The 20291-nt window shown below is 38.9% G+C and carries 18 protein-coding genes; 8 read left to right on the top strand and 10 right to left on the bottom strand.

The window, feature by feature from the left end; translation table 11 throughout:
• Positions 1-47: 47 nt before the first annotated feature.
• Positions 48-896: a zinc metalloprotease HtpX gene (locus H6G57_RS13755; RefSeq protein ID WP_199314289.1), complete on the top strand. Its 849-nt coding sequence runs from the start codon at positions 48-50 to the stop codon at positions 894-896.
• Between the two features lie 20 nt (positions 897-916).
• Here the strand turns inward: H6G57_RS13755 and H6G57_RS13750 are convergent, their stop codons facing one another.
• The 5 genes from H6G57_RS13750 to H6G57_RS13730 all read right to left on the bottom strand — a co-directional run bounded on the left by H6G57_RS13750 (position 917) and on the right by H6G57_RS13730 (position 7501).
• Positions 917-2296, bottom strand: a complete 1380-nt coding sequence (locus H6G57_RS13750; protein WP_190519416.1) for a hypothetical protein — start codon at positions 2294-2296, stop codon at positions 917-919.
• A gap of 65 nt (positions 2297-2361) precedes the next feature.
• The gene (locus H6G57_RS13745) at positions 2362-2799 is read right to left on the bottom strand and encodes a hypothetical protein (protein ID WP_190519415.1); all 438 of its coding nucleotides are present in this window, start codon (positions 2797-2799) and stop codon (positions 2362-2364) included.
• On the bottom strand, positions 2738-5965 hold the full coding sequence (locus H6G57_RS13740) for a tetratricopeptide repeat protein (protein ID WP_190519413.1): 3228 nt from the start codon (positions 5963-5965) through the stop codon (positions 2738-2740). Before H6G57_RS13740 ends, H6G57_RS13745 begins: the two co-directional genes overlap by 62 nt.
• A gap of 285 nt (positions 5966-6250) precedes the next feature.
• Positions 6251-7096: a M28 family peptidase gene (locus H6G57_RS13735; RefSeq protein ID WP_190519411.1), complete on the bottom strand. Its 846-nt coding sequence runs from the start codon at positions 7094-7096 to the stop codon at positions 6251-6253.
• A 171-nt stretch (positions 7097-7267) separates the two neighbouring features.
• Entirely contained in the window at positions 7268-7501 is a 234-nt protein-coding gene (locus tag H6G57_RS13730; RefSeq protein ID WP_072718267.1) for a hypothetical protein, read from the bottom strand.
• Positions 7502-7984: 483 nt separating this feature from the next.
• Between H6G57_RS13730 and scpB the strand changes: the two genes are divergently transcribed.
• From scpB to H6G57_RS13715, 3 genes are all read left to right on the top strand, one after another.
• Positions 7985-8524, top strand: coding sequence for an SMC-Scp complex subunit ScpB (gene scpB, locus H6G57_RS13725; RefSeq protein ID WP_190519409.1), 540 nt, complete (start codon positions 7985-7987; stop codon positions 8522-8524).
• 88 nt (positions 8525-8612) lie between these two features.
• Positions 8613-9887 (top strand): ABC transporter substrate-binding protein, encoded by a 1275-nt coding sequence (locus tag H6G57_RS13720; protein ID WP_190519407.1) that lies wholly within the window; start codon positions 8613-8615, stop codon positions 9885-9887.
• A gap of 338 nt (positions 9888-10225) precedes the next feature.
• The gene (locus H6G57_RS13715) at positions 10226-10558 is read left to right on the top strand and encodes a DUF760 domain-containing protein (RefSeq protein WP_190519405.1); all 333 of its coding nucleotides are present in this window, start codon (positions 10226-10228) and stop codon (positions 10556-10558) included.
• A gap of 68 nt (positions 10559-10626) precedes the next feature.
• On the opposite strand, the gene H6G57_RS13710 is transcribed toward H6G57_RS13715, so the two are convergent.
• Positions 10627-11847: an HhoA/HhoB/HtrA family serine endopeptidase gene (locus H6G57_RS13710; protein ID WP_190519403.1), complete on the bottom strand. Its 1221-nt coding sequence runs from the start codon at positions 11845-11847 to the stop codon at positions 10627-10629.
• Positions 11848-12097: 250 nt separating this feature from the next.
• Between H6G57_RS13710 and H6G57_RS13705 the strand changes: the two genes are divergently transcribed.
• Complete coding sequence (locus tag H6G57_RS13705) at positions 12098-12979, top strand: M23 family metallopeptidase (RefSeq protein WP_190519401.1); 882 nt, start codon at positions 12098-12100, stop codon at positions 12977-12979.
• 10 nt (positions 12980-12989) lie between these two features.
• Here H6G57_RS13705 and H6G57_RS13700 read toward each other — a convergent pair whose 3' ends face one another.
• The 3 genes from H6G57_RS13700 to H6G57_RS13690 form a co-directional block, all read right to left on the bottom strand.
• Positions 12990-13253, bottom strand: a complete 264-nt coding sequence (locus H6G57_RS13700) for a hypothetical protein (RefSeq protein WP_190519400.1) — start codon at positions 13251-13253, stop codon at positions 12990-12992.
• Between the two features lie 341 nt (positions 13254-13594).
• The gene (locus tag H6G57_RS13695; protein WP_242048975.1) at positions 13595-14386 is read right to left on the bottom strand and encodes a calcium-binding protein; all 792 of its coding nucleotides are present in this window, start codon (positions 14384-14386) and stop codon (positions 13595-13597) included.
• A 422-nt stretch (positions 14387-14808) separates the two neighbouring features.
• Positions 14809-15939 (bottom strand): class I SAM-dependent methyltransferase, encoded by a 1131-nt coding sequence (locus H6G57_RS13690; RefSeq protein ID WP_190519398.1) that lies wholly within the window; start codon positions 15937-15939, stop codon positions 14809-14811.
• A gap of 146 nt (positions 15940-16085) precedes the next feature.
• On the opposite strand from H6G57_RS13690, the gene H6G57_RS13685 reads away from it, so the two are divergent.
• On the top strand, positions 16086-16466 hold the full coding sequence (locus H6G57_RS13685) for a DUF3110 domain-containing protein (RefSeq protein WP_190519396.1): 381 nt from the start codon (positions 16086-16088) through the stop codon (positions 16464-16466).
• A gap of 189 nt (positions 16467-16655) precedes the next feature.
• Here the strand turns inward: H6G57_RS13685 and H6G57_RS13680 are convergent, their stop codons facing one another.
• Positions 16656-19055 carry a tetratricopeptide repeat protein gene (locus H6G57_RS13680; RefSeq protein WP_190519394.1) on the bottom strand — a complete coding sequence of 800 codons (2400 nt, stop codon included), beginning with the start codon at positions 19053-19055 and terminating at the stop codon, positions 16656-16658.
• Between the two features lie 244 nt (positions 19056-19299).
• Between H6G57_RS13680 and H6G57_RS13675 the strand changes: the two genes are divergently transcribed.
• Together H6G57_RS13675 and H6G57_RS13670 are read left to right on the top strand one after the other, a co-directional pair.
• Positions 19300-19449: a hypothetical protein gene (locus H6G57_RS13675; RefSeq protein WP_190519392.1), complete on the top strand. Its 150-nt coding sequence runs from the start codon at positions 19300-19302 to the stop codon at positions 19447-19449.
• 112 nt (positions 19450-19561) lie between these two features.
• Positions 19562-20269, top strand: coding sequence for a calcium-binding protein (locus tag H6G57_RS13670; protein ID WP_190519390.1), 708 nt, complete (start codon positions 19562-19564; stop codon positions 20267-20269).
• Positions 20270-20291 lie beyond the last annotated feature (22 nt).

Here is a 20291-nt window from a genome sequence, read left to right as displayed (position 1 = left end):
ACTGAAAACAAACGGTTACAGCCAATCCTTAACCAAAAGAAGTGGGTATGAATCAATTTAAAACAGTTGCTTTACTAGGATTATTAACTGCTCTTTTAGTCAGCATTAGCTATTGGGTCATTGGGGGAACTAATGGCTTATTGGTGGGTATTCTGTTCGCCGCCGTGACGAACTTAGGAAGTTGGTATTTTTCCGATCAAATTGCCCTCAAAGCCTATAATGCTCAACCCGTTACCCCCGAACAAGCACCCGGTTTATATGCAATGGTACAACAATTATGCGATCGCGCTAATTTACCGATGCCTGGAGTGTATATTGTTCCCAGTGCGGCTGCTAATGCTTTCGCCACAGGTCGAGATCCTCAACACGCCGCCGTTGCTGTCACCCAAGGCATTATGAGTTTGTTACCCGAAGATGAATTAGAGGCCGTTATTGCCCATGAATTAAGCCATATCTATAATCGAGATACCCTCACCCAAGCGGTGGCTGCAACGGTTGCTGGCGCTATTTCTGGATTAGCACAATTTGCCAGTTATGGGATGTGGTTTGGGGGGTCACGGGATAATAATCGCGGGGGAAATCCCATTGGATTATTATTAACAATCATACTAGCTCCGATGGCGGCAACTGTGATTCAATTAGCAATTTCTCGAACACGGGAATTTTCCGCCGATGCAGGTGCGGCAAAATTAACCGGAAATCCTAAAGCCTTAGCAAGAGCTTTGCAACGCTTAGATTTAACGGCTAGACAAATTCCGATTGAAGGAAATCCTGCCTTTGAACCTTTATTAATTATGAATAGTTTTTCGGGAAAAACAATGGCAAATTTATTTTCCACTCACCCGTCTACAGAAGCTCGAATTCAAGCGTTAATGAAGTTAGAAGAAAAAATGTAAATCTTCTAAATCTTTCTTAATTATCGGAAAAAACGAGATAATCCTAAAATTATTACTGAAATTAATAGGGGTAAACTACTAATAAAAAAAGCCGGAGAAGCCATAAAGGAAAAGTCGCCATGAGATTTCGGACGTTCAGGTTGGGCGGATAAAACACTCGCAGTCACGCCACTCATGGCTAACGCTGTACCAACGACACCAATCGTTAAATTGAGATTGCGATCGCTTTTTGTTTGTTCAATACTAATAATTCCCTCTATCGTTTTAATCGCATTTTCTAATAGCTTAAATCCACTATTGAAACTTATTAAATTTGATTTGGTTTCTTCTAAATACTTTTTTTCAGCATAATCACTAAAAAAACTTAAAAATTTTCGCGTTGCTTCTGGATTGGAATTAAAGTCTAATTCAGCAATAGTGTTAAGCCGTTTTTGATAATTCTTTAAATTCGTTTTAATCGTTGATTCTTGTTGCTCCAAACTACTTAATTGATTAGAATAAATCGATAATACCTTTAATATATCCGCTAATTCTTTCTGTAACTGGTTTAAATTTAACCGAGGTTGATCAACTTGTTGCGGTAGATTATTAACCGTTGTTTGAATAGTAGAATATTTTTCTTTGAGTTCAATCTTTAATTGACGACTTTGCCAATATGACCAAATAACCTTATTTCGATAGTAAAATAATCGCATGAGTTGAGGATAAATCCGTCTAATTTTTTCTTGAACATCTGACAAGGAATGATTGAGTTGAGCATCAAATAAACAAATGATTAAATGTACAGAATCACAAGTTTGATGTTGATGGGATGGCGGTTTCCAAAGTTCATAAAAATGCGCTCCTAAAAATTCACCTGTTTGTTGTAAATCTCGTTCCCAATTATCATCAGGAAATAAGTTAATTTGTTGATAACATTTTTGGGCTGTTTCCAAAGAATTTTGTTCAGGAGAGGTTAGTAAACCCCAGACAAACCAACTTTGTCCAATTGTTCCTTCACAGGAATTGAGTTGATTTTTAATCAGAGTTTTGCTTTCTGCTAAACTAATTAAAGGTTTAGGAGAAAGTCTCTTTTTAACGTCCTTTTCTATTTCTCCAGAACAGTCTATTTGTAACCCATAGGTATCTCCTAATTTAACCGGAGAATAATAACCATCCCCCTGCTTTAACGGTTGTACGCAACCAGGGAGATGAGACAGTAAGGGTAAATAATCTCCTGCTTTTTCCTCAACACGTTTAATTTTGTTTAAAATTTCTGTATCAAGTTTCTCTCCATAAATTCGGGTGAAAAAATTCCTTCTATTTTGCTCAATTTTTGGGTCTGATTCTCCTAAACCTTCCCCTAAATCATAGAGGAATAAATCTACTGTCGGATAAATTAACTGATCAGAATCAACCATAACTCATTTTAGCCTTAAAATCCTATTCTATCTTAAGGGATGACGATTGCAGCGCACCTACCCGACTAAAAGCCAGAGGTTAAGAATATGGTTTTTGCGGCTTCAATTGGGTTGAAATTCCCGCAAATTCTCTTGATTAAAGATTCAGGAGGTTCTTGATGAACTTTGGTTTCAATCTGAGTTATAATTGCATCTAAATTTTGTTCGGGACGAAGCGTTAAATTCCCAGTTTCTGTACAAGTTGTGTTTTCAACCTCAGATTTATGATTCGGAGTCGTATCTAATCCTAAATTGCGAAAACTCGAATTAGGCACTAACGATTGATAGATAGTTTCATAATTTTTTCCCAAGCTGGAATTAGTAATCAACTTATCTAATTGATTCAAATCTAAAGTTTCACTAATTTGATTTAACTGAACAACGAAATCCGCAGGTAACGGTTCAGACTGTTGAGTTAATGTGGCAAAAAACGCCGTTAACATTTGAAGTTCTAAATCTGTCATAGCCACTTAAAATAAATGCAGCCCAATAGTAGGGATGCTGTAAAGGTGGATCTTGTTCTATTCTAGCAAGTAGGTGATCGACGTTGAATTTAAACGGTTTCCCCAATGGAAGCTTTTTCGGGAGCGGTGGGGGTAACTCCGCTATTCTCGCTTCACACCAGTCTTTTAACTCCTGATGGGTTGCTGTTCTTAACCAGGTTTGGGTTTGGGTAAAAGCCTCGGTTTTTGATAACTTCAACACTTGCCAACGATAATAAAATTCTATCACAAATAATGAACAAGGGAGGGACTCAACGACCCATAATGTCCCTAGAACATGGTCAACTTGCTGCATTAAAAACCCGCTTGCGAGTCCCACATATTCACTCAAAATCGTTTGTTTCCCAGCAACAGCCGTTTCACAGGCGGCTAAACAAACTAATTGATAGGAATTGAGACAATAATCGGGTTGAATAATTTCTTCTAGGGTTAAGCGATCGCTCCCTTTTAAAAATAACATCGATGATTTAGGATCGTTTGTGTTATAATTACCATGACCCGCAAAATGCAAAACTTGGTAATTTTGTTTTAACCCTTGACTAACTTTTTCTAAGGTCGTTTCTTCTTCCGATAATCGAGTGGGATTATCAAATCTGAGACTAACAAATTCCGATTCAATATCCGCCACAGGTAAAGGCTCTAACCGTTTTTTATTTCCTTCTCCCGCTTGAATAATACTAGGGGGATTTTCAATATTGAGTAAAGTTTGATTCGCATTAATTCGAGGCGTTGATTGTAAGTTTTGACCAATTTTTAAACTGGGTAAGCGGGTTAAACTGAAGGGAGGAGGAGCAGAATTATCTAAGAAAAATAGAGATTCTAGGGGTAAATAGTGTAAATCTCGATGGGGAACTAAAATAACATGATTAATGCTATCCAGTTTTTTGATAATTTCATCAATTCTGAGAATTTCTTTTAACGCTCTCAGGTTAGGAATCATGTTTTGTCGCCAGTCACGGGATAAACGGTCTTTATAAGGTGTTTTATCTCGATATTCTTGATAACTTTTATTCCAATCTGTTAACCAATCTTCAAAATCATTTAAAGTTTGAATACTCGGTTGTTGAATTACTTCTAATTCGGGGTTATCCTGTTTTAAAATAAAGGTTGTTAAAGCAATGGGGCTAAGATGCCAATAGATAATAGCCGTTTTCTCCCCAAAAGCTGCGGTTAAAAATTGTCGCATTTCCCCATAACTAAACTTGGGAATATCATCACTACACCCCAACAACATCAAAGGCAAACAGGTATTTTTTCCGAATTCTGCTAACTCCAAACCTTTAATAAAATCTCCCGATTTTACCGCTAAATCAACCGTTAATTGATTAAATCCAAAAAACTTTAGGGACAGTTGTTGTTTGTTATAATTATCAGGCGTTTCTTCAATCAACCGACGTAACCCATCCGTTGCCTCTCGTTGTAATTCCTCCGCTCTTTCAGTTTCTCCTAACTCCAATAAAATTTTAATATAATCTCGTAAAACCTCTAAATAGCTTTTAAGAAAATTGTTTACTGTCAAAACTGTTAGGGCAGTATTATAACTCTTAATCGCTTTAACATAGTAATCAGAAGCACCTACCTTTTGTCTCCGACCTTCAAAATAGTGCCCCCGACCTATTTCATAATGCAACAGTCCCCAACCTTCCGGCTGTTTATCCTTTTTAACATAAGTTAATCCGATTTCATAACAAGTTATTTCTCCCTGATAACCCCGTTGATTCAGTTCAGGATGTTTAGCAACAATTTGACTGAAAGAAGTTAAGAATTTATTAGGATGGGAAGATATTCCAGCAGCAATGCCTCGGTTGCACCAGGCAAAGTGATCGTCCGGTTTAAATTCTAAAGCCCTATCATAAGAAAAAATCGCTTCCTCTAACCTTCCTAAATCATCTAAAGCATTGCCTCGGTTGTACCAGGCAAAGTGATCGTCCGGTTTAAATTCTAAAGCCCTATCATAAGAAAAAATCGCTTCCTCTAACCTTCCTAAATCATCTAAAGCATTGCCTCGGTTGTACCAGGCTTCGTGTTTGTCCAGTTTAAATTCTAAAGCCTTGTCAAAGGAATTAATCGCTTCCTCTAACCTTCCTAAATTACCTAAAGCAATGCCTCGGCTGCACCAGGCATAGTGATAGTCCGGTTTAAATTCTAAAGCCTTGTCATAAGAATTAATCGCTTCCTCATACTTTCCTAAATTATATAAAGCACCGCCTCGGTTGCACAAGGCATAGTGATAGTCCGGTTTAAATTCTAAAGCCTTGTCATAAGAATTAATCTCTTCCTCATACTTTCCTAAATTACCTAAAGCAATGCCTCGGTTGCACCAGACTTCGTGATAGTCTGGTTTAAATTCTAAAGCCTTATCAAAGGAATTAATCGCTTCCTCTAACCTTCCTAAATTACCTAAAGCAATGCCTCGGTAGCACAAGGCTTCGTGATAGTCTGGTTTAAATTCTAAAGCCTTGTCAAAGGAATTAATCGCTTCCTCATACTTTCCTAAATCATATAAAGTAATGCCTCGGTTGTACCAGGCTGCGTGACAGTCCGGTTCAATTTCTAAAGCCTTATCATAAGAATTAATCGCTTTCTCTAACCTTCCTAAATCAGCTAAAGCAATGCCTCGGTTGCACCAGGCTTTGTGATTATCTGGTTCTAGTTCAATAACCTTTTCAAAACACAAAAGTGCGTCTTCAAAATTCTCTCTTTCAAGTTGCTGATAACCCTGGTCAAGCCATGAGTTATCATCTGATTTTGGACTAATTCCCTCTAAAATTTCTCTCCCAATTCTCCCCGCAACAATTCCTAATTCTCCGATCTCCAAATTCCCCAATAAAACCATCCGCCTTGCTAATTCTTCCTGGGGAGTTGGGTTGTCTGCGATGCGTTGTCCAAACCTTTCCAACCAGGCGACAAACTCTCCCTGTTTTAGTTGATTTCCCATTAACCATGCCTTCACCTCTCCCCGACTTGCACCTTGATGCACCACCTCCAACAATTGCAAAAATAATCCCTCATATTCGGTATCGCTACGGTTAGGACGCACAGGGTTTGAGGGTGGCGGAGGCGGTGGTTGTCGGTTCAGGAGTCGTTGCAGTAACTGTTTAAAAAACCGAATAATTCGTTGCAACATACACCCAATCCCCTCCGCACATTCATTATTATTATACACATTCTCATCCGTAGGGTGCAGGTATCGCTCAAAGTCCGTCAACGACCGCCGAAAATCCCTGATTTCCTCCGAGATTTGATCCCCCTAAATCCCCCTTAAAAAGGGGGACTTTGAATCATCCGGTTCCCCCCTTCTCAAGGGGGGTTATGGGGGATCTAGAACCTAAGAAGAGATCAAGGGAATTCTGGTTTAATAGCCTAATTACGGTTGCTATTTTTCTATATTTTTTTATGTTATTCCTCCAATTTAAACTCGCCGTAAACCAACAATTAAACCTTGACAAACTCCCGTGAGAAAATCTAAATCTAAAGTTTCTAGGGTATCTGTCTGTTCGTGATAATGAGGATTTCTTAAATTTGCTGTATCTGTCACCATAATAGCTGAATATCCTAAATCCCAAAAAGGAACATGATCACTGCGTCGGGTATCAGGAACCATCATTCCTCGGTTGGGAACCGGAAGCCATTCACAAGACGTTTTAGTCTGACGAATTCCCCGACTAATATTAATTAAATCAGGAATTGTTTTTAAATTACCAATTAATGCAATATAATCCCCAGAATTTGGATAAAAATATTTTAATCCAGGGGGATAAAGTTGAGAATTCGGGTTAGAATTACAATACCCTAACATTTCCAACGAGAGCATCAAACGAATAGGTTGATTTTGCTGTTTTAAACGTTGAGCATAATGTTGACTTCCGACAAAACCATATTCTTCTAAATCAAACGCCACACACTGAACCGGATATTTGAGGGGATGTTCCGCAATGCTTCTGGCTAATTCTAATAAAACCGCAACACCCGTTGCATTGTCATCAGCACCCGGACACCCTGGAACAGCATCATAATGGGCACCAATTAGAATAATAGAATCTTTTGATTTTGATAAAGCGGGTAAATTTAGAATTAAATTTTGATGGGTTCTTCCAGTTTGTTGAAACTCATCTGTAATTACAGATCCCCATGGTTGGAGTTGCTGACGAATATATTCTCGGACATAAAAATGACCCTCAGAAGCTAGGTAAGGGTCACGTTCCCGAATCATCTGTTGTAGATGTTGAGTTAATTGGGTTTTTAAATGAAACTGCATTCAATCATCTGAAAGAAGGTTTTTCTTTAGATTTATTTTAACATGAATTGGAAAAAATGAGCTTGAGCAACTTAGTAAAAACGAATTGATTTCAAGAGACAATCATAAACAATTTTTATTACAGTTTCCTCTCCTATCCCAGGAATTATTGATTAGGATGAGAGATAAGAATTATCCGATATTATCTCTTAAACGAACTCTAGGATCTTTGCCATCTTGTACCCCCTGAAATTCAGTATCCACTCGATCCCATAAGTAAATAAAAGGTAAAGTTGCTAAGGTACAGGATTTCCAATGACTTTGAACGGGAGCATGAAACATTTGACAAATTCCCCCCCGTCGCCCTTCTGGCTTATAATACCGACAATTGCGACAATTTGAGGGAACTGTATTTTCCCTGGTCATTTTGAACTCTCCCAAATCCTATATAAATTCAATTGTCTATGATTGATGGGTTTTACTTTGTTGTCTAACTTACAATTACTCTATATTTTTGTTAAGTTTAATGAAGCTTAGTCTTGAAGGAAAAATCTTTATTAAGACGGTTGACAAAAATGCCCTTTTCTACAGGGAAGGGATCTAATAGAATTTCGTTAAAAAAGATACAAAAATTCTCTCATGACCCGCCGATCTTCGTCAACCTTAACCAGAAATTAAAGTTCTGCCCTGATCCCTGTCGAGGTTGGTGGTAAAATTGTCCCCAGTTTCCTGAAGTTAAAATTAAAAATTACCAAGTTTTGAATCAGATTGATTTGAGTGAATTTTTCTGGAGTCAATAAAAATTAAAAACCCTCAAAGCCAAGCCCTTAAAAGTTGACGGTTTACAGATAACTGTGTACAGTCAACAGTTAGGGACTCCAAACCGTGATCTGTCATCTGTTTTTGAACATGAGTTTATTGGCAAAAATTGAAGCAATTTTGTACTTAAAAGGTCAACCCCTTTCCATTGGAGGACTAGCAGAATTAGCCCGGTGCGATCGCAAAGAAGTTGAAGAAGCATTAATTCAACTCATGTCTGATTATGCCCATCGAGATAGTGCTTTAGAAGTGGTAGAAACCGACTCTGGATATACCCTGCAACTCCGAGAAGCCTATATGGAGTTAATGCACACCTTAGTCGCCCCAGAGTTAGGAGTAGGGGCCTTAAGAACCTTAGCGGCCATCGCCCTGAATGGAGGGATTACGCAAACGGATTTAGTTGAATTAAGAGGATCAGGAGCCTATCAACAGGTTCAGGAACTGGTGGAATTGGGGTTTGTTCACAAACGCAAACAACCCAACGCCCGCTCCTATTGGCTACAAGTCACGAAAAAATTTCATCAATATTTCCAGGTCGATCAGCTTCCTAAGCAATTATCTTTGAATTTTACCGAGGATTTACCCCTGGATTTACCCCTAGATTTACCCCTAGATTCGACCGTACAGTAGGATCGACACGGATCAAACCAAAGTACAATCTTTCAGTAAATACCGAGAGTACATGATATGGGAGATCGCAGCATAGGGGTCTTTGTGAATGATAAACTTTGCTAGAAAGTTATTACGGCTGGGAATTTTTCTGAGTATATTTCTCCTATTGTTATCAAATTGTCAGGGGATTCATCAAAAACAGGATAACGTCATTCATTTAAGCCTTTGGCAATCCGTCAACCCTCCTCCAAACCGGGATGTGTTTGAACAATTAGTGAATAAATTTAATCAAACCCATCCTGATATTCAGATAGATTCTATCTTTATTGGTCAACCTAAATTGCCAAAAATATTAACAGCCGTTGTCGGGAATTCTCCACCGGATTTGTTAGTACACGACCCCCAATCCACAGGACAGTTTGCAGAATTAGGGGCAATTCTACCGTTAGATAATTGGGTGGAAAATTTACCCTTTAAATCTGATATTGTTCCCGGTTTATTTGAGCAATTGCGCTTAGATGGTCATATTTGGTCAAGTCCCTTATATACGGCTAATCTCGGTATTTTTTACCGACCGAAGTTGTTTCAATTGGCAGGAATTACGGAATTTCCTAAGACTTGGGAAGAATTCAGACAAGTGGCGAAAAAGCTGACGATTGACCGCAATCGAGATGGAAGACCTGAACAATATGGACTGTTATTGCCATTAGGAAAAGGAGAATGGACGGTCTTTAGTTGGTTCCCGTTTTTATTAAGTGCTGGAGGCGAAATCTTAACGAATAATCAACCCAATTTTATCAATCCAGGGGCTATTCATGCCTTACAGTTCTGGCAGGATTTGATCAAAGAAGGTTCAGCGACTCTTTCTCAGCCAGAACGGGGTTATGAAGAGGCGGATTTTATATCAGGTCGAGTAGCCATGCAAATTACAGGGCCTTGGACTTATATCACCAAGTCTAATGTTGATTATCAGGTGTTTCCCATACCTACTGATATTAAACCCTCGACGGTTACAGCAACGGGCAATATTTTTGTGATGAAAACTACCCCAAAACGAGAAAAAGCCGCTTTAAAATTCTTAGAATTTGTTTTAAGTGAGGAATTTCAAACCGAATGGGCAATGGGAACGGATTTTTTACCAGTCAATCTCAAATCTGTGCAAAGTCAAGACTACCAAGAATACCTCAAATCAAGATCTTGGTTAAAAGTATTTGTAGAGCAAATGTCCGTAGCGGGTTCTCGTCCGATTATAGACGGATATACTCGAATTTCTGATAGTTTAGGTAGCGCCATTGAGGCAACTTTATTAGGTCAATCTTCGGCTGAATCGGCATTAAAAGAAGCACAGAAACGATTAGAAGTGATTTTGGGACGAAAGTGACCGGAAATCAACAAACACCAGCCACTCAATCTCGGAATTGACTCCCCTTGCCTAGCGCTTTTGATGGGGTGTGATAAGATGGAATTCATAACGATAACTTACTGAGTGCGACCGACTAGGGCAACTCTTTTGACTGTCCCTTTTAGGTCTATCCTCAAGAATCTCCGTCCCTTGAGCGCGGAGACTGTCAAACAACTTCAAGCTGGTGGAGAACTGTAAGACTTGTTAGCAATTTTGCTAAACAGCGAGTTTCCGTCAATCAAGACTCCTTCGCGACACCGTGTTTGTCAGCGCAGGAGTCTCAACAATAGCATAAGCCTGACATAGAGACGCACATCATGGTTTTTAACCCTGACTTTCTCAAATCTGATGTTCAAGAGACCGCCGAAAACCCGTTGTTGACCTACCTGCAAAGTCAGCATCCTGATGTTTTGGCAACGGTGGCTCAGTCTGCCAGTTCAGAAATTAAAGAAATTATTAGTAAAAACGTTCAAGGATTAGTCGGGGTATTACCCTCCGATCACTTCGACGTGCAGATTACAACCAACCGGGAAAACTTGGCAGGTCTGTTAGCATCGGCAATGATGACGGGTTACTTTTTACGTCAGATGGAACAACGGATGCACTTAGAAGAAAACCTCTGTCGAACTAATTCCATTGACTCCAAGTAATCCGGTTTACACCCAAGGGCGGGCGGGAGTTTGGTAGCCTAGCATCTTCAGAGCGAGGTGGAAAAACTCTAATTATTAAATTCCCCGGCTAAAGCAGATTCGGGGAATACCCCGGTTTTAACGATTAGGGTTTTTTGTTGACCCTGGCGATTAATTTCAATCGGAAGTTCCTCTCCGACGGCTCTGGTTTCAATTTGCTCTTGAACTTGAGACGGAGTGTTGACCGCAACACCATCTACTTTCACCAAAATATCTCCCTTGAGAATTCCGCCTTGAGCCGCCGGAGACTCTTCTACCACTCGTACCACAATCACCCCGGTATCTTGGGTGAGACTCACTTCCAGTTGTTGATCCATTTCCGCTTTGACCGTCGGACTCAGTTCCACCATTTGCACCCCTATATAAGGATGATCGGCTTTACCCTTGGTAAACAGTTGACTGGCAATCCGAATCGCTGTTTCAATGGGAATGGCAAATCCTAACCCTTGGGCATTCGCGCGAATTGCTGTATTAATCCCAATTACATGACCTTGATCGTTTAACAATGGCCCCCCAGAATTTCCAGGGTTAATGGCGGCATCGGTTTGAATGAAGCGAACTCGTTTATCAGGAATTCCAACCTGGGTACTAGAACGACCTGTGGCGCTAATAATGCCAATGGTAACGGTATTATCTAATCCTAAAGGATTGCCAATGGCGATCGCCCACTGTCCCGGAACTAAATTCTCCGAGAACCCAATGGGGGCTGTGGGTAACTCCTTACTGTCAATTTTCACCGCCGCTACATCCGTTATGGGATCAACCCCTTTAACTTTCCCTTCAAAAACGCGACCATCATTGAGGGTGACTTGAACGCTATCCGCCCCATCCACAACATGAGCATTGGTAATAATTCGGCCATCGGAATGCAGAATAAATCCTGAACCTGTCCCTCGACGAACTCGTTCTTCTGGGTTGGGCATTTGAGTCCCAAAGAACCGTTTAAACAGAGGATTTTTAAACGCATCGGGGACATCTTGTTCTGTTTTGCGAGTGGCATCAATGCGAACCACCGTCGGGCCAACAATTTCTGCGGCGGCGGCAATAAAATTCGGACTACTACGGTCAATGACTTGTTGTTCTAAAACCGTTGGAGGGGCAACCGTTGGCAAGGGTTTGACGACGGCGACGGTCGCCGATAATTGGGTGGGGTTGTTGGTTTGGACATAGCGACTTCCTAACCATCCCGCCCCTCCTCCGAGGGAGAGTAAAGCCAGATATACCGTAAACTGTTTGAAAGATAAATCCATCTGTGTTGCCGTCTGGAAATACAATTCTGTTGGGGGTCTAGCGGAACAGGTTCTGTGTCCTCTAATCTTAAGAGTAAGAGTATTGAATAACGACTCTTTAACTTTAATTAGCACATCTTGAACCTTCAGTTTGTGATCTGTGCGCCACAATGTTGATACAGCGACTCGCCCAAACCAGAGTGCTGATCACTCACTGGGGGAGCCAAAGGTGATCCGCTCATTTGAAGTTAAGTTTAATGAATCCATGATCATGAGGTTTGAACGCTTAGGAATAGTATTGTTGGGATTGATCGCAAATCTGATGGGGATATTCGCGAGTCCTGTACCCTCGGTGAAGTCACAAGAAGCTCAACAAGAAGCTCAAGCGGTTTGTCCATCCCCGGTTTTATCTCGTTTAAAACGTCATCGTCTGGCTGCTGGGGAAACGGTGGAAAGTATCGCCCGTCAATATAATTTAATTCCTGCTACGTTACTGGGGATGAATCCGATTTTACAACGGGGGTCAGCACCTCTGGGAGCAGAAATTCTGATTCCACCTTACAATGGCATTCAAGTGGAAATTCCGGCGGGTCGGTCTTGGCAAGACGTTGTTAAAGCTTATAATGCTCGTCCTGATGTGGTTTTTGAAGTCAATGGGTGTCAAACTCAACCCATAGCGTTGTTTCTTCCCGGTGTGAATTGGTCGCCCAAAGGCCCCCCTGTTCCGGCTTTCTCTGTCCTATCGGGCTATCCCCTCCCCCAACCGACCCGCATCCAAATGGGTTATGGTTGGCAATTAAACCCGGTTTTGGGTCGCGTGGTGTTCCACAGTGGTTTAGATTTAACCGCAACGGTGGGAACTCCGGTGTTATCCGTTGGAGCAGGAAAAATTGCTTTTGCAGGACAACGGGAAGGTTATGGAAAATTAGTGGTTGTTAATCATGGGTCGGGGAAACAAACCCGTTATGCTCATCTGGATACAATTAATGTAAAAGTCGGTCAACCTGTCAATTTAGGGGATGGATTAGGGACAGTGGGAACTAGCGGACAACCGGATAGTGACTCACCCCATTTGCATTTCGAAATTCGTTATAATTCCGAATTAGGATGGATTGCAGAAGATCCCAATCCTTATTTTAATGGGAGACGATAAAAACACTGAATTATTTTAATCCCTTGGGTAAAGTTCGACTGACTTTGGCCGGACAGCAAATTCTATCGCCATCTCGATATCCCACAAAACGAACATAAACCCTTTCTCCCGGCTGAATATCGGTAACATCCGGTTGATGAAATTGGGGATTATATTCTACTTGTTGCCAAGGAGTGCCAATCCGTTTATAACCCCAATTTTCTAATAAACCATCAATAGAACTTACGAAAGAAATTATATTTCTATTCAGTAAATTAGGGCTTGATTGTATCATTTTTTCACAGTATAATTTCCTATTTATAATAAGGATGAGAATGGTTATAAGATTGGGTGAGCTTTCCTCCTGCTTTCTTCCATCTGGGATTACTTAATATTGTAGTTGCCGTATCATTAATTAAAGGAGAAATGAATAGGATTACCCGAAAATTTTATAAAATCTTTAAAAATTAACTCAAAAATCGAGGAATAGCTTTAAAATAGTTCACATTTGTTTACATCAATCTTTAAGTCCCTAGAACCCTATAACAGTCAATTTTTAGATGTTTTTCAGCCAAAAATTTAAAGCCACCCCCCCTACTCTTGAATTGAGGGGGTGGCTTTAAGTTCAGGGAAGGATTAAATAAAGACATATTGATTACTATCAAACGTCGATGCAATATCTCCTTGAACAATGGCTAATAATTGTTTTGAACCATCTATATTCTGTTTGAAAATAGCAACCCCTTCCGGTACATTTCGAGGAGAACTATCAATTGAATACAACTCAGGAACACCCCCTAAAAGTAATTTATCTTCATCTCCATTAAAATCAGTAATTAAAGTATATCCTAAACTATCACTAGAAATCCCTAAAAGCGTATCATTACCGCGATCTCCTAATAGTAAATCGTTTCCTGTCCCCCCAATCAAACTATCGTTTCCTTGACCTCCATAAAGACTATCATCTCCACCATCTGCAAACAGGGTATCCTGATCATTATTCCCAAACACAAGATCTGGGTCTGGCCCCCCATAAACCGTATCAACTCCGACATCACCAAATAGGGTATCAATTCCTGAATTTCCGATGACTAAATCATTCCCTTGACCTGAAAATAGAATATCATCTCCATTTTGTCCTTCAATAAAATCATCTCCTAGGAAACTGGAAATCATATCATTTCCATCTCGACCTGTAATCACATCACGATTAATTGTTCCAACTAAAGTATCATCTTTGCTCGTACCAATGAGTGATGCAGCAGGGCTTAAGGGGGAAATTTGATCTCCATTTCGACGCAAAAAGAACGAATCTGCACCATCACCTCCAATGAGAGTATCTACTTCACTATCAAATACAGTCACAATTGGGTTAGAGGTTATTGTTTCTCTAGCAACTGGGTTAGACATGGGTTCAAAACTTAGCATTGTACTTTAGGGTAAACAACAAAAGGGTTACAGAGGAAAACAACATTTTAATATCGATTAACCCGATTTCAGGAAGTACAAACACATCCCTGGAATCTGATCTTGTTTTCTGGCCTCTGCCTCTGGAATAGTAGACTCTTGTTAGCGTACAGAATCAGGATGATTTTTAACAATGTTTTAGAGATAATTCGTAAAATATCGGTAAAATTTTGGTAAGATTTTAATAGATATGTTAAAATCACGATAAATTTGAACTATAACAATAATTTTCTGTGCTAAAATTATAAACTCACTGGCGATTCAAACCCCTTTACGAAAAAACCGTATAGAGATCAATTCTTAAATAACTTGTAACCCTTGGAAACAGGGATAAAATAGCTAAAAATCTATTTATTTTGTCTTTTTTACATTTTTTAACAGTGTCAAAAAAGATTACTATAGATTTCAATTAAATTTTCTACAGTTGTTGTTTCAAAAACCCATTCTAATCCTTGGGAATTAATAGCTTTAATTAAAATAATGGATTGTTGAGAATTTTTACCCAGAGGAACTTGACAAGACCAAGACCATTGAGACTCAGTTGCTGAGGGGTGAATAGAGAGTAAAGAATTTTGAATTAACGTTCCATTGACGAAAACTAAAATTTCTTCTAATTGGCTATGGGGATTAATTTCTGATACCCATCCTTTTAATAAAAGGCTTCCCTCTGAGGTTAATTCACACTGTTCTATTTTTCCTTGAGGGTTGTGACTAAATTTTAGGGAAGATAAGGGTTTTTGAAGATGGCGGGTGACGAGATATAAATCTTGATAGCGACAAATTCCTTGGGGAATTCGAGAATAAATGGCTTCTCCTTTACTAATGGTATTTAGGCAATTAGCTACAAAGGTTTCACCGACATAGGTTGTGCCATATTCATTAACATCTAAGCTGCGACTTTCACTATTAGGAATAAATAAAATATCGGAGGGTAAAATGGCTAAATGGGGAGGTAATAAAAGTCGATCATGAACGCTAAACATTAACATTCCTTGGGGAGAAAGCAAAGAATAGAGTTTTTGTAACCACGAGAAAAACGTAGCTTCAGGCAGATGACTAAAGAAAGAACAAGCTAAAATACAATCAAAGGATTGTTGAATTGGATAATCCTGGGGATAGGTTGTCGAAACAATTCCTTGAACCCCGAATTGTTCTTTTTGAAATTCTACCGCTTGAGCATAAATATCAGAAATCCAGATTTTTTGAGGAGGGATATCCTGAACTAAAAACCGCGTGAAACGTCCATAACCACTGGCAAAATCTAAAAAGGATGAAATTCGACTTAAATCTTCAAAATTCCAGTTTAAAACCTGTCGGACTGTATCTAAAATTCGACGGCCATTAAAATAATAACGAATACAGGCGCGCTCCGGTATACCGTGATTAGCTAAGGCAAATAAATACATCTCATCCTGATCACAAATAGTGGAATTAAATGTGGGGGGACATAAGGTTTGATCTTGAATAAACCGTTGCAAAGCTAAAGATTGACGGGATAAATCAACAAGCTGCATTGACTGTTATCAAAAATAAAAGTTTTTTTCTCAATGTCATCTTACAGAAGAGTGTTACCCAAAACAATCAGGCAGACCCTGGAAAAATTTTGACGGTTTGGCTGTAAGATAGTAAAGCTATAGTTATTACAACTTCATGAAAAGCTATGCGAGTTTACGTGCTGCTGTTCAATGCGGGAACAGAAAATGAGGGGATTCATACGATTCAGATGGGCGATCGCAATAAAGTGTTAATGTTTGAAGATGAGGATGATGCCACCCGCTATGGCTTGCTGCTGGAGGCTCAGGATTTCCCGACGCCACTGGTTGAAGCTCTTGATGCAGAGGAAATTAAGGACTTTTGCCAAAGCGTTGACTATGACTGGGAACTGATTGCATCTGGAGAGTTAGCGATTCCCCCCGAACAGAATGTGGATAAAACCGACTGGCAAATTGAAGCCGACCCCTTAGAAGAGGAACAGGAGGAACCCGAATTTGCCTCTCCTGAACTGGATGATATTCGGAAACGACTTGAAGGATTATTGTAAATGGGGTTATTGGGATTTAAACAAATATTAAGCTCAAATCAAGTTTAAACTTGTTTTGTAGGCTGCAAATATATCCCTATTATGCTGGAGCCACTCCACAAATCGAAAAGATATCGCTGTGCGAAAGGCTCCAATGGCATCAGCAAAGGTGTTTAAGTTCCACTAAGCTGCTAGAATAACCTTTTTTTCTCAAATGATTGACTTTATCACCCTCTCAACCTGTCGAGGTGCTTCAATTTCTTCAAAGAGTTTAATTGCTTTATCAAAATTAGGTTTGCTGTTTTCCCTATCCCCCATCTCTTGATAGGTTAAAGCTTGTTGATAATAAGCTTCAGCTAAATCACATTTTGCCCCAATATTTTCTAAAATTTCTATCGATTCTTGATGATGGGTGAGTGCGGTTGCAAATTCCCCTTGCATTCGGTAAAGTTCTCCTAAACCTGTTAAAGACTTTGCTTTTACTTGAATATACTTACTCTCCTGAGCAAATACAATTGCTGAAAAATACATTTCAAAGCTTTTTTCTATTTGTTTTAGGTTTTTATAAGTTAAACCAAGAAATAAATAACTATATCCTCCAATCCAAAGATCCCAATTATTTTCGGATATTTGATTGTAAATAATATCAGCTATTTCTAAGGCTTCTTCTTTTAAACCTAAGCATGATTTTAAGAAAGCCAAGAAAAATCTGTCTCCAAAAGCATACCATTCATTTCCATATTTTACATCAATAGATAGAGATTTTTCAAAATAACCTAAAGCTTCTTGAAGTTCTCCTAGCTCAATTTGACAAATCCCCCTCATAAAAAAAGAAATACTTTGAAAGTCATAACATTGCTTTATAATCGTCCTTTCTGGTTTTGACTGTAGTAACTCTTTGGCTATCTCCTCTAATTTTTTACATAAAATAACTGATTTATTAATTTCTCCAATCTGGATATAAGGGTATATTATGATATTATAAAGATGCCCTTTATAAGTTTCAATTTTAATATTATCAATAATGTATTCAGTGTCAAAAATAATTTTATTAAAAAGTCCTAAATGCCAAAAATTTATTCCTAATTCATGAGGCATTCTCCACTTACTATTTGTTCTAGTTTTAATAATAACCTCAGCAGCCTGGTGGTAGTCATTAATATTTAAGTATTGATAATAAGCTTCAAAAGCTGTCAACGCATCTTGTACATTTTCAACAGTCTCAACACTCTCCGTCCAAAATTTTGCAACTTTAATATTAGCCGTTTCCCAATCTTCACTTTTTCTCAAACGTGCGATCGCTTCTTCTCTAATCATCGGATGTAGAAAGAACTCACCCTGCTTAAATTCCACTAAAGAGCGATTTTTTAACGACTCAATTACCCTGCGCTGTTCGCCTTCTGGAACATCCCATAATAAACACAATAACCCATTATAAGGAACAGTCGGAACATCTTGATAGCGGTAACATCCCAACCGACATAATAATTTAAACGTATTAATATCAAGTTCTTGCAAGCGCTTAAACTGAGAATTCACTAAATTTTTCAAATCGGGTTTAGCTAAAATTTCAGCTTTGTTATAATTCCAATAAGCTTGAATATTTCCTTGATCATCTTCTTGAACTGCACCACACAAAATTCGCATCGCCTTGGCATTTCCCCCATAGACTTTGTGCATTTCAGTTAAAATAGAATCATGATTATTAATCTGATAATATTCAAAATATTGTTTCCAGGCACAATAGTCTAACTCTGGTAAACGGTAGGTTTCAACCGTAATATCCCCTTCACACAAACGTTCACGACTGGTGATTAAAGTTACTGACTGCACCATCGGATCTGTTAACATCCTCAATAGTTCGATATAACGTCGATGGGGTTCAATAAATCTAAATTCAGAATCCAGTGCAGGTTCTAAGTTATCAATTAATATCCCAATTTTTTGAGTTTGTAACAGTCGTTTTAGCCGTCCTAATGATACCATAAAATCCCGTCCAGGTTCCTCCTCAAAGTCCTTTTTCAGCCATTCCTCAACAATCGTTTCAACAGGCGAGATAGTTTCTCTTTCCTTCGCCATCGTCAAATATAAGATTTTATCAAAATTTTGATTTTTCAGAAATTCTGTAGCCAAAGTTGTTTTCCCAATTCCTGCGGCGGCTTGAATTAAAATAATTTTTGCACCTTGATTGATTTTGGTTTTAAGGTGAGCGATCGCATTTTCACGACCGATGAAATTAATATTTTCGTTAACAATATTTTCAGGAATGGCGATCGTATTGTTACTATCAATAAAATTAGGTGCAGGAAGTATAGGTGTGGAGGGAGAGGCGATCGCAACTTTATTATAGTAACGCTCTACAACCGCTTGCACATTATCCCGATTTACCTTTTCTTCATATAAGTTTGACAACCTTCGCCAAAGCTTGTATGCAGCAGTCTTAACACTTTCACCTGCAAACCCTTCGCTATTTCCAATTTCGTCATAACTTTTGCCATCTTTACCCTTCCACGCCTCTCTCAAGATTGTAGTTTCAAGGGTACTCAAGGTTTTGAGCTTCTTGGCCATGAGTTGTGAACTGATAAAGTCCAAGACTGAATTGATGTCCATAGATGTATCCACTGGTAAGTCGCAGCCTCTAATAATAACTATAGATGACTTTGGCTGACTTTGGTTAACTATGGGTAACTTTATCACCCTTTTAACGCTAAAAAGGTCATTTTTTAAATGAGTGACTTTAATCTACTGACCCTTAAAGAAATTCGCCTTAATCTATTTATCAGAAAGGTAATTAATCACTTTCTAATGACTCTTAACTTTTCATTTTAACTTCTAAGCAAGGGAGGCAAAATCAATGTCTGAAAGCATGGATAAAAAAGTAACAAGCAGTAAAGAAAAAGGGTACGCCGAAAAGGGATCTAAAGAACCTAACCATACTGCTCAAGCCATTATTACTGGTATGACTATTGCTGCTCATCTAAACAAAGGTAGTTCCAAGTCTTAAGGCAGAGATTCAGATCGAAAAATCTCAATGTAGCTGTTGGGTTTTGCTTTGCTTAACCCAACCTCAATTCAAGTCTAAACACTAAAAACTTAATTCTCTGGAGGAATTGAATATGGCTGACATTTATGGAACTGGTAACAGTGACTATCTACCTGGTAGTCCCTATAATGATCAAATTTATGGTAATGCAGGAAATGATTGGTTGTACGGTAATGGAGGAAATGATCAACTACATGGTCAGAATGGTCATGATTATCTGAGTGGTGGCGATGGTAATGACAGTGCCTATGGTGGCGATGATAGCGGATGGGATACCCTCATTGGTGGTAACGGCTTTGACAATTTGCATGGCGGTTATGGCAATGATTCGCTAAGTGGAGACTCTGGCAATGACATTTTATATGGAGATTATAACGACGATCAATTATTAGGTGGCTCTGGCGATGATTATCTTAATGGAGGTTCAGGTAATGATGTTTTAGATGGATATAATGTTGGTTCTGTAGAACGTGATAGATTACGAGGAGATTTAGGAGCCGATACTTTTGTTTTAGGTCATATTTATAACGGGCAGAGATACTACGGATATGCCGGTTCTAGCAGTTGGTCTTACATTGAGGATTTTAACCGGAATCAAGGAGATAAAATTCAAGTTACAGGTAACATAGGAGAGTACACACTGACTACTCGGTATGAGAAAGATGCAGGTTCTCCAGGAGTAATTGATACTTTGATTTGGAAAGGTAACGATGTTCTGGCTGTTGTCGTTGACACTAATCTCACACAGATTTCAAAATACCAAGATTTCAAATTTATCTAGTTTTACTGATTGCTAGAAACTA

Source organism: Planktothrix sp. FACHB-1365 (genome assembly GCF_014697575.1).
In the GTDB taxonomy this organism is placed as follows: domain Bacteria; phylum Cyanobacteriota; class Cyanobacteriia; order Cyanobacteriales; family Microcoleaceae; genus Planktothrix.
The sequence above is the reverse complement of the archived record's forward strand: the minus strand, read 5'-3'. Positions and strand labels throughout refer to the sequence as shown.

Coding starts and splice junctions, on each gene's coding strand:
- H6G57_RS13685 (WP_190519396.1), top strand. CDS start 16,086: ATGCGAGTTTACGTGCTGCTGTTCAATGCGGGAACAGAAAATGAGGGG.
- H6G57_RS13710 (WP_190519403.1), bottom strand. CDS start 11,847: ATGGATTTATCTTTCAAACAGTTTACGGTATATCTGGCTTTACTCTCC.
- H6G57_RS13705 (WP_190519401.1), top strand. CDS start 12,098: ATGAGGTTTGAACGCTTAGGAATAGTATTGTTGGGATTGATCGCAAAT.
- H6G57_RS13670 (WP_190519390.1), top strand. CDS start 19,562: ATGGCTGACATTTATGGAACTGGTAACAGTGACTATCTACCTGGTAGT.
- H6G57_RS13735 (WP_190519411.1), bottom strand. CDS start 7,096: ATGCAGTTTCATTTAAAAACCCAATTAACTCAACATCTACAACAGATG.
- H6G57_RS13745 (WP_190519415.1), bottom strand. CDS start 2,799: ATGACAGATTTAGAACTTCAAATGTTAACGGCGTTTTTTGCCACATTA.
- H6G57_RS13720 (WP_190519407.1), top strand. CDS start 8,613: ATGATAAACTTTGCTAGAAAGTTATTACGGCTGGGAATTTTTCTGAGT.
- H6G57_RS13700 (WP_190519400.1), bottom strand. CDS start 13,253: ATGATACAATCAAGCCCTAATTTACTGAATAGAAATATAATTTCTTTC.
- scpB (WP_190519409.1), top strand. CDS start 7,985: ATGAGTTTATTGGCAAAAATTGAAGCAATTTTGTACTTAAAAGGTCAA.
- H6G57_RS13750 (WP_190519416.1), bottom strand. CDS start 2,296: ATGGTTGATTCTGATCAGTTAATTTATCCGACAGTAGATTTATTCCTC.
- H6G57_RS13740 (WP_190519413.1), bottom strand. CDS start 5,965: ATGTTGCAACGAATTATTCGGTTTTTTAAACAGTTACTGCAACGACTC.
- H6G57_RS13690 (WP_190519398.1), bottom strand. CDS start 15,939: ATGCAGCTTGTTGATTTATCCCGTCAATCTTTAGCTTTGCAACGGTTT.
- H6G57_RS13675 (WP_190519392.1), top strand. CDS start 19,300: ATGTCTGAAAGCATGGATAAAAAAGTAACAAGCAGTAAAGAAAAAGGG.
- H6G57_RS13695 (WP_242048975.1), bottom strand. CDS start 14,386: ATGCTAAGTTTTGAACCCATGTCTAACCCAGTTGCTAGAGAAACAATA.
- H6G57_RS13755 (WP_199314289.1), top strand. CDS start 48: ATGAATCAATTTAAAACAGTTGCTTTACTAGGATTATTAACTGCTCTT.
- H6G57_RS13715 (WP_190519405.1), top strand. CDS start 10,226: ATGGTTTTTAACCCTGACTTTCTCAAATCTGATGTTCAAGAGACCGCC.
- H6G57_RS13680 (WP_190519394.1), bottom strand. CDS start 19,055: ATGGACATCAATTCAGTCTTGGACTTTATCAGTTCACAACTCATGGCC.
- H6G57_RS13730 (WP_072718267.1), bottom strand. CDS start 7,501: ATGACCAGGGAAAATACAGTTCCCTCAAATTGTCGCAATTGTCGGTAT.